Genomic DNA, 8,811 nt, shown 5'->3' with positions numbered 1-8,811 from the left:
AGGTCCGCCGTCACCTGGTCCGAATGCGACTTGAACGAGTCGAACGCCTGCTTGCCCGCACCGTTGAACTTCCCCTCCAACGGCTGCGCCGCAGCGATCAACTGCCGGATCAAGCCGCCCAGGTCCTCACTCGAACCCCGCGTCTTGCCCACCAGGCCCGACAACGCCGTATTACCCATGTCGAACTTCACGAGCTCACCCCCGTCTTCCCCGTCATCTCAGTTGCTCATCGTCTCACGTGCGCCTCTCGGCGACTCGCACACATTTAGCAACATCAACAGCGCGAACGCCAAGCCCAGGCCGGGCCGACGGGCGGTCTGTTACGAGAACGTGCATGTCGTGACGCCGGCGGGACACCGGATACCCCTGTGCCGAATTTGGTCCACATATGTGCGCAGAAGTCTCCCGTAAGAGGGGAATTGGCTGGAGAATGGCAATTCACGGGGAGTCTGCCGATTCCCCGTACGAAGCCGTGAAACCGGCGAAACGGGGGAAACATGTGTGCAGAGGTGAGCGTTCTCGGTCTCGGGCCCATGGGAACGGCAGTGGCCGCTGCATTTCTCGGAGCCGGGCACCGGACGACCGTCTGGCACCGAACACCCGGTATGGCGGGGGAACTTGCGGCGCAGGGGGCCGTGGAGGCGGCCTCCGCCGGGGCGGCCGTGGCCGCGAGTCCGCTGGTCGTCGTCTGCGTGGCGCCGTGCGGGGCCGCCCGTGAGCTCCTGGACGCGGTGGGCGACGGGATCGCGGGACGTGCGCTCGTCGTCCTCACCCCCGGGTCGCCGGTCCATGCACGCGAGACGGCCGACCGGGCCGGGCAGCGCGGCGTCGGCGGATACCTCGACGGCGTGGTCATGGCGAGCCCGTCGGGCATCGGCGACCCCGGCTGTCTGATTCTCTGCAGCGGCACGCAGGCCGCCTTCGACAACCACCGCAAGACGCTCGCCGCCCTGGGCGAACCGTTCCATCTGGGGACCGACGCCGCGCTCGCGTCCGTGTACGAGACGGCGCTGCTCGGTCTGATGTCGGCCACGCTGACCGGCTGGCTGCACAGCGTGGCGCTCGTCGGTGCGGACGGGCCCGGCGGAAACGTCACGGCGACGGAGTTCACCGAGGTGGCCCGCCGGTGGCTGCGGACCGTCGGCGGGCTCATGGACGAGTACGCCCCGCAGATCGGCTCCGGGCACTGTCCGGCCGACGGCATTCCTCTGGAACGGCACCTCGCGATGGCGGACATCCTCGTCCACGCGAGCGAGCTCCGGGGCGTGGCGGCCGGCCTGCCGGAGCTGCTCAGGGAGCCGCTCGCGCGGGCGGTCGCGGCCGGGCACGGCGGCGAAGGCTACGCGCGGCTGGCCGGGTTCGTGGCGTCCGACGGGGAGGAGAGCGCCGCCACCGACCCCGCCACCGGCACCGGCCCCGTCACCGGCTGACGGCCGCGTCCGCCGCCTCCAGCCGGGCCGCCATGCCGTGCGGGCTGCCGGCCCAACCGCCCTCCTTGTACAGGAGTTCGTCACGGCCGAAGCGCCTGTCGCGGAAGGCCTCCAGCACGTCGGCGGCCCCGCGCAGGGTGCATTCCGTACGGCCGAGCAGTTCGCGTACGACCACGACCCCGCCCAGGCTGTGCACGCAACGGGCGGCGAACCACGCCTCGACGGCCTCCATGCCGCCCGCCGTGTGCTCCTCGCGCACGAGCTCCGTCGTGTCGTGGAAGGCGGCGGCCAGCCGGGCGTACAGCCCGTCCTCGGCGGGGGCGAAGACGGGGGCGAGGGCCATGACCAGGCGTGCTAGGTAGCCGCTGTCGGTGTCCGGGAGTTCGGGGTGGTCCTTGTGGAACTCGAACCAGTCGGCCTCGGCGGCCGAGTAGAGGATGTAGCCGAGGTCGGCGGGTTCGCCCGACTCCCTCAGGACCCGGTCCAGCAGCTCGTACGTCAGGTCCGTGCGCGCGCCCTCCGCGAGGAGCACCGCGTCGTAGAGGTCCTTGGCCTCGGGGTGCACGTCCGAGACCAGCCAGAGGATCTTCCAGGCGAGGGAGAGCGCGGGGCTCGCCGCCCTGAGGACCGCCGGGGCGCCGCCCGGCGCCGTTCTGGGGATCTCCGTCCGCACCGGCGGTTCGGGCAGGGGCTCGTTGAAGACGAAGTCGAGCTGGACCGTGCCCTGCGGGACGCCCTCCGCCGTGGCCGTCCAGGGCAGGACGAGACGGCGGCCGGGCACCCGGTCGTACGTCCAGATCTCGTCGCTCGCGGCGCCGGAGGCGTCGATGCGGACGGGGCCGGCCGACTCCTGCGAGAGCGCCTCGGCGGCGCGGGCGATGCCGGTGAACAGGGCGTCGGTGCGGGCGTCCGCGAGCTGCCACGTGTGCGGCACGACCACGAAGTCCAGGTCGCCGGGCTCGCGTGCCGCGTCGCCGAACCACGCCTTCAGCAGCACGCTGCCGCGCAGCACCAGGTGCTCGGCCCACTCGGAGCCGGCGACGGCCGCGAGGACGTGGTCCAGCGCGTGGCGGCGGGCCGCGTACCAGGCCGCTCCGGTGCCGGCGTCGGCGAACTGCGGCTCGCTGAGCCGCATGCCGCGCACGTGGTGACCGGCGGCCGGGTCGTGGGCGGGGCGCTGCGTGACGCCCTCGCCGGGCACGGGACGCAGGGTCTGCGGCAAGCCCCGTGCCGCGCGCGTCGCTTCGTCCGGTGGGGTCTGCGGGACGACCATGCCGGCGTCCCAGGGGCCGTGGCTGAAACGCTCCCACGGAGTTGCTGCCGTCATGCGTCCGTACCTTCTTCCTCTGCGATCCAGCCTGCGTCGAGTGACTCGTTGCTGTCGTGCACGACGAACTCCCGCTCGACGGAGACGATTTCATGGCCGGCGGCGCGGAGCGATGCCGCCAGGGCCTCCAGTCGCTCTCCTGCCGTGCAGCGGCCCACGAGCCTGCACCGCTGGGTGACGAACCGCTCCGTGCGGCCGTCCGCCCGTACGCGGCGGGCGTTGCGCGAGAGGTGTGCGGTGTGGGCGACGGCGAGTTCGGCGAGCGGGGCGGTGTCCGTGCCGGGGGCGAGGAGCAGCTTGATGTGGTGCTCGAAGTAGTGACGGGCGCCGAGCGCCACGGCCTCGCCGTCCGTCTCCGGCACACCGTCCGCCCACGGGGCGGCCTCGATCTTCGTCCGTACGATGTCGAACCCGGCGTTCCGCACGGCGCGTTCGGCGCTTGCGACGGCCTCCCGCACTGCGGGCAGCGCGCCGGAGCGGCGCAGGGTGAGCATGGGCTGGCTCGGGGTGCGCCCGCGCTCCAGCACGATGTGCGTGAACTTCAGCCCGTGCGCCGCCGCGTGGCGTTCGAGGGCGCTCGAACCGGCCGATGTGCCTGAGCGGACGGTGAGGTGGGCTTCGAAGTCGCCGGTGAAGGGCGGGGCGGTGCTGGATGTCACCGGGAAATGATCACATGTCGGGGGTTCCGGCCCGGAGGGCGGCGATCCTGTAGAGGTTGGTGAGGATGTCCGGTGCTCGGTCGAACTCTTCGTCGCTCAAGTCGAGCCCGATCACCGTGCGCACGTGTTCCCTGGCGGCGGTGATCCGGTCGTCATCCATCCGGTCGGGGTCCCGGGGACTCACCGGACGGGGATGCTTCCGACGAGCAGGAGCGTGACGGAGACGTTGACGCCGTCGATCTCGTACATCGCCCTGTACCTGCCGACGTGCAGCCGCCACGTGTCCGTACCTCCGAGCCGCACGGCCTCGGGCGGAGACGGGTTGCGGGCCAGGGAGTTGACCGCGTCGGCGAACGGCTTGACCGCGTCCCCGTCGCGCTTCCGCAGGGCACGCATCGAGCGGGCCGTGTTGTTGGCCCAGATCAGGGTGTACTTCACGAGGCCTTCGCGTCCAGCATGGCCATGACCTCGGCGTGCGTCATCGTGCGACCGTCGGACTCCTTGCGCGCCACCTCGATCAGGTGAAGGTCCGCAGCGTCCTCAAGCGCGGAACGGGCGGCTTCGTTGTCTCCTGCAGTGTCCACGACGGCCTGGCGCCACCAATCGTCCAGGAGGAGACGAGCCGCATCGGGGTCGTCGATTCCGCGCACGTCGTCCCAGAACTGCGTCTGGAGTTCCGGTCGCAGAGCGGCGGCGATGCCGCCGATGGTACGGGGGATGTCGGGCAGTTCCACGGGGCCCGGACCTTCCTCGTGGGGACGGGTGGCTTCCGGTGGAGACGATACCCACGCGACGGGACGCCCGCCGGGGAAACGCCCTCTAGTCCCGGCAGATCAGCAGCAGCGCCCTGTCGTCGTTGACGTCCTTCGCCACCGCCTCGATCAGGTGCCACGCCGCGCCGTGGAAGCCCGAGGTGACGTAGCGGTCGGCCTCGCCCGTGAGGCGGTCCATGCCTTCCGTCAGTTCGCGTTCCGACGTCTCGACCAGGCCGTCCGTGAAGAGCATCAGGACGTCGCCGCGGCGCAGCGTGCCGCGTACGGGCTCGAACTCGGCGCCGTCGTAGACGCCCAGGAGCGGGCCCTCGGCCGACTTCTCCTCCCAGCGGCCCGAGCCGGCGCTGAGGTGGAGGCCGGGGACGTGGCCCGCGGAGAAGAGGTCGTAGTCGCCGCTGTCCAGGTCCAGGACCAGGTGGACGGAGGTGGCGAAGCCCTCGTCCCAGTCCTGGCGGAGGAGGTAGCCGTTGGCGGCGTGGAGGAAGTCGTGCGGCGGGAGGGAGCCGAGCAGGCCGCCGAAGGCGCCGGAGAGGAGGAGGGCGCGGGAGGCCGCGTCCATGCCCTTGCCCGAGACGTCCGTGAGGACGACCTCCAGCGTGCGGCCGCCGTTGGTGCGGGCCGCGACGACGAAGTCGCCGGAGAAGGACTGGCCGCCCGCCGGGCGCAGCGCCATCTCGCGGTGCCAGCCGTGCGGGAGCTTCGGCAGCTTGCTCTGGACGCGGATGCGTTCGCGGAGGTCGAAGAGCATCGTGCCGCCGCGCCGCCACGGCACGCCGACGCGGCTGCGGAACTGCGCGATGAGCAGCCCGAAGAACGCGACCGCCGCCACGACGAGGATGGTGCCGGGGGTGACCCGCTCCGCGCCCTCCTCGTACGGGTCCAGGACCTGGGCCTCCGCGATCAGCGCGGCGGCCGCGGCGGAGTACAGGCCCAGCAGGCTCGCGGGGCGCAGCAGCAGGCCGCCGGCCACGATGGGGAGGACCAGGGCCGCGGGGGCGCACCAGTCGGGCTGGGCGATGGTGCCCAGGGCGAGGGCGGGCACGGACAGCAGCAGCGCGGTGAGGGCGACCCAGTCGGAGCCGTCGCCCCGGAAATAGTCGACGCCGGCCTTGCGCACGCTCGTGCGCGCCCGGTGCAGTGCTTTGCGCATCCGGGCCGTCGGGGTCTCCGCAGCGCCAGTCATTGCATCGGGACCCTATCCACCCATTCGGCGGTGCGTCGATTCACGCCGCGCCGGGACGGGCGCCGTGAGGGCGCCCGGGTGGCACCCGGAGAGCAACCTTATGCGTATCGATCCTTATCGATGCGCGGCACGGTCGGGTTTCCGTCTCGTCGGTAACGGCTGATGCGCGGTGGTGCCGGACGGGGGCGGGGGATGCGGGGGCCGCGTGCGCAGCGTGAGGCGTGCGCCGGTCGGCGCCCCCCTTTGTCCCGTCAGGCCTGCTGGCACTCCGGGCACCAGAAGAGGTTGCGGGCGGCGAGGTCCGCGGTGCGGATGGCGGTGCCGCAGATGTGGCAGGACTGGTGGGCCCGCCGGTAGACGTAGACCTCGCCGCCGTGGTCGTCCACGCGCGGCGGGCGGCCCATGGCCTCCGGCTCGTGCTCGGGACGGACGGTGTCGATCCGGTTGTTGCGCACGCCCTCGCGCATCAGGGCCACGAGGTCGTGCCAGATCGCGTCCCACTCGCGGCGGGTGAGATCGCGGCCCGCGCGGTACGGGTCGATGCCGTGCCGGAAGAGGACCTCGGCGCGGTAGACGTTGCCCACGCCCGCGACGATCTTCTGGTCCATCAGGAGCGCGGCGACGGTGGTGCGGCTGCGGGTGATCCTGTGGAAGGCCCGCTCGCCGTCGTCGCCCTCGCGGAGCGGGTCCGGGCCCAGCCGGTCGTGTATCGCCTGCTTCTCGGCCTCGGTGATCAGGGCGCAGGTGGTGGGGCCGCGGAGGTCCGCGTAGGCGGAGGCGCCGGCGAGGCGGAGCCGGACGGTGTCCGTGGGCGGGGGCGCCGGGGCGTCCCCGAACGTGTACTTGCCGAAGAGGCCCAAGTGGATGTGGACCCAGCCGGTTTCGGCGAAGCCGAGGAAGAGGTGCTTGCCGTGGGCTTCGGCCGTTGCCAGCACCTGACCGTCTATCAGGGCCGCGCTGTCCGTGAACTTGCCCTGGGGGCTGGTCACATGGACGGCCTCGCCCGCGAAGAGGGTGCGGTGGTCCAGGGCCAGGCGGTGGATCGTATGCCCTTCGGGCATGACTGGTCGTCCCTTCGGGCGGAGGGGTGTGGGGGGTGTGCCCCCCCCACACCTGAAAAGAAACCCCTCAGCCCTGCTGCGGGTGGTGGGCCGGGATCGCGGGGAGCTCGCCCGTCTCCTCGTACGCGCTCAGCATCTCGATGCGGCGCGTGTGACGCTCCTCACCCGAGTACGGCGTCGCCAGGAAGATCTCGACGAACTTCGTCGCCTCCTCCTGCGTGTGCATACGCCCACCCACGCTGATCACGTTCGCGTTGTTGTGCTCGCGGCCCAGCGCGGCCGTCTGCTCGCTCCAGGCCAGTGCGGCACGGACGCCCTTGACCTTGTTCGCGGCGATCTGCTCGCCGTTGCCGGAGCCGCCGATCACGATGCCGAGGCTGTCCGGGTCGGCGGCCGTCCTCTCCGCGGCGCGCAGGCAGAACGGCGGGTAGTCGTCCTGGGCGTCGTAGATGTGGGGACCGCAGTCGACGGGCTCGTGGCCGTGGGCCGTGAGCCATTCGACGAGGTGGTTCTTGAGTTCGTAGCCGGCGTGGTCGGAGCCGAGGTAGACGCGCATGGGTCCGAGTGTGGCACGGGGCGGGCCCGGCGCCCGCCACCGGGCGGACCGAAACGGGTACGGACGTGTACCGGGAGTGAAGACAACGATACGGATTCGGGTCTTCCTAAAAACACCTTTGAAAAGTTCTAATGCGGGAACTCGCAACCCGAGTACCGAAGGAAACAACCCGAAGGAACTTCCACATGAGCGCGACACCGCCGACGATGACAAAGGGGTCGACGACCGGCGATCCCGGCCGCGAACCGGCGTCCGGCGAGGCCGGACTCAAGGCCGGCCTCAAGAACCGCCACCTGTCCATGATCGCCATCGGTGGTGTCATCGGTGCCGGCCTCTTCGTGGGTTCCGCGTCCGGCATCGCCGCCGCCGGCCCCGGCATCCTGATCTCCTATGCACTCGTCGGCGCGATGGTCGTCTTCGTGATGCGCATGCTGGGCGAGATGGCCGCGGCCAACCCGACCTCCGGCTCCTTCTCCGCCTACGCGGACCGGGCGCTGGGCCGCTGGGCCGGTTTCACCATCGGCTGGCTGTACTGGTTCTTCTGGGTCGTGGTGCTGGCCGTCGAGGCGACCGCGGGCGCGAAGATCCTCGCGGGCTGGGTCCCGGCCGTCCCGCAGTGGGCCTGGGCTCTGATCGTGATGGTCGTCCTGACCGCGACCAACCTCGCCTCGGTGAGCTCCTACGGCGAGTTCGAGTTCTGGTTCGCCGGCATCAAGGTCGTCGCCATCGGCGCCTTCGTGGTCATCGGTCTGCTGGCCGTCTTCGGCGTGCTGCCCGGTTCGCACAACGACACTTCAGGGTTCTCCAATCTCACCGCGCACGGGGGCTTCCTGCCGAACGGCCCCGGCGCGATCCTCACCGGTGTCCTGATGGTCGTCTTCTCCTTCATGGGCAGCGAGATCGTCACCCTCGCCGCCGGTGAGTCCGAGGACCCGCAGCGTGCGGTGACCAAGGCCACCAACAGCGTCATCTGGCGCATCGGCGTCTTCTACCTGGGCTCGATCCTGGTGGTCGTCTCCCTGCTGCCGTGGGACTCCGCGGAGATCGCCAAGAAGGGCAGCTACGTCGCCGCCCTCGACTCCATCGGCATCCCGCACGCCGGCCAGATCATGAACGTCATCGTGCTGACCGCCGTGCTCTCCTGCCTCAACTCCGGCCTCTACACGGCCTCCCGCATGGCCTTCTCCCTCGGCCAGCGCGGCGATGCGCCGAAGGTCTTCGCCCGGGTCAACCGCAAGAACGGTGTTCCGCAGGCCGCGATCCTGGGGTCGGTCGTCTTCGGCTTCCTCTCGGTCGTCTTCAACTACGTGTGGCCGGACACCGTCTTCAAGTTCCTGCTGAACTCGTCCGGTGCCATCGCCCTGTTCGTCTGGCTGGTCATCTGCGTCACGCAGCTGAAGATGCGCGGCATCATCCTGCGCGAGATGCCGGAGAAGCTGGTCGTGCGGATGTGGGCCTTCCCGTACCTGACGTACGCGACCATCGCCATGATCCTCTTCGTGCTCGGCTACATGGTCGTCGACGGCGGGGACAACCGCGACCAGGTGCTGCTGTCGACCCTGGTGGGCGCGATCGTGCTCGTCCTCGGCATCGTCCTCGGGCGGCGGCACGACGCGCGCGCGTCCGTCGAGCGGTAGGCGGTTCCGCCGCCGGCCCGGGCCCGCACCCCGTTCAGGGGTGCGGGCCCGGGCGTGTTCGGCCCCGTCAGGGGCGCGGGGAACTGCGCGATCAGCCACGATGCTCCCGCAGTCGAGGTACTCGGGGCTGCGCCCCGGACCCCTGGGGTGGTGCGTCGGCTGAGGGCCGGTGGGGGCTGGTCGCG

10 protein-coding genes and 1 pseudogene are annotated in these 8,811 nt (G+C 71.1%); 2 read left to right on the top strand and 9 right to left on the bottom strand.

Annotation, left to right across the window (positions count from 1 at the left end; all coding sequences use genetic code 11):
• Window positions 1-191, bottom strand: a pseudogene (locus ACWD4B_RS34085) (hypothetical protein); the annotation flags it as partial.
• Window positions 192-497: 306 nt separating this feature from the next.
• On the opposite strand from ACWD4B_RS34085, the gene ACWD4B_RS34080 reads away from it, so the two are divergent.
• Window positions 498-1,430, top strand: a complete 933-nt coding sequence (locus ACWD4B_RS34080) for an imine reductase family protein (protein ID WP_451424409.1) — start codon at window positions 498-500, stop codon at window positions 1,428-1,430.
• Here ACWD4B_RS34080 and ACWD4B_RS34075 read toward each other — a convergent pair.
• The 8 genes from ACWD4B_RS34075 to ACWD4B_RS34040 all read right to left on the bottom strand — a co-directional run bounded on the left by ACWD4B_RS34075 (window position 1,420) and on the right by ACWD4B_RS34040 (window position 6,989).
• Window positions 1,420-2,757: a nucleotidyl transferase AbiEii/AbiGii toxin family protein gene (locus ACWD4B_RS34075; RefSeq protein ID WP_451424408.1), complete on the bottom strand. Its 1,338-nt coding sequence runs from the start codon at window positions 2,755-2,757 to the stop codon at window positions 1,420-1,422. The genes ACWD4B_RS34080 and ACWD4B_RS34075 overlap by 11 nt on opposite strands.
• Entirely contained in the window at window positions 2,754-3,416 is a 663-nt protein-coding gene (locus ACWD4B_RS34070) for a hypothetical protein (protein ID WP_451424407.1), read from the bottom strand. The genes ACWD4B_RS34075 and ACWD4B_RS34070 overlap by 4 nt, the downstream gene beginning before the upstream one ends.
• Window positions 3,417-3,426: 10 nt before the next feature.
• Window positions 3,427-3,576, bottom strand: a complete 150-nt coding sequence (locus ACWD4B_RS34065; protein ID WP_451424406.1) for a hypothetical protein — start codon at window positions 3,574-3,576, stop codon at window positions 3,427-3,429.
• A 20-nt stretch (window positions 3,577-3,596) separates the two neighbouring features.
• Window positions 3,597-3,854, bottom strand: coding sequence for a type II toxin-antitoxin system RelE/ParE family toxin (locus ACWD4B_RS34060; RefSeq protein ID WP_336413422.1), 258 nt, complete (start codon window positions 3,852-3,854; stop codon window positions 3,597-3,599).
• Entirely contained in the window at window positions 3,851-4,150 is a 300-nt protein-coding gene (locus ACWD4B_RS34055; protein ID WP_451424405.1) for a hypothetical protein, read from the bottom strand. The genes ACWD4B_RS34060 and ACWD4B_RS34055 overlap by 4 nt, the downstream gene beginning before the upstream one ends.
• 85 nt (window positions 4,151-4,235) lie before the next feature.
• Complete coding sequence (locus ACWD4B_RS34050; RefSeq protein ID WP_336413420.1) at window positions 4,236-5,372, bottom strand: PP2C family protein-serine/threonine phosphatase; 1,137 nt, start codon at window positions 5,370-5,372, stop codon at window positions 4,236-4,238.
• Window positions 5,373-5,623: 251 nt separating this feature from the next.
• A complete protein-coding gene (locus ACWD4B_RS34045; RefSeq protein ID WP_451424404.1) occupies window positions 5,624-6,433 on the bottom strand; it encodes an Fpg/Nei family DNA glycosylase in 810 nt (269 codons plus the stop codon).
• 67 nt (window positions 6,434-6,500) lie between these two features.
• Window positions 6,501-6,989, bottom strand: a complete 489-nt coding sequence (locus tag ACWD4B_RS34040; protein WP_336413418.1) for a ribose-5-phosphate isomerase — start codon at window positions 6,987-6,989, stop codon at window positions 6,501-6,503.
• A 185-nt stretch (window positions 6,990-7,174) separates the two neighbouring features.
• On the opposite strand from ACWD4B_RS34040, the gene ACWD4B_RS34035 reads away from it, so the two are divergent.
• Window positions 7,175-8,626 (top strand): amino acid permease, encoded by a 1,452-nt coding sequence (locus tag ACWD4B_RS34035; RefSeq protein ID WP_451424403.1) that lies wholly within the window; start codon window positions 7,175-7,177, stop codon window positions 8,624-8,626.
• Window positions 8,627-8,811 lie beyond the last annotated feature (185 nt).

The sequence above is a fragment of the Streptomyces sp. NPDC002536 genome (assembly GCF_053594995.1).
This window is presented reverse-complemented; position numbering and strand designations above follow the sequence as displayed.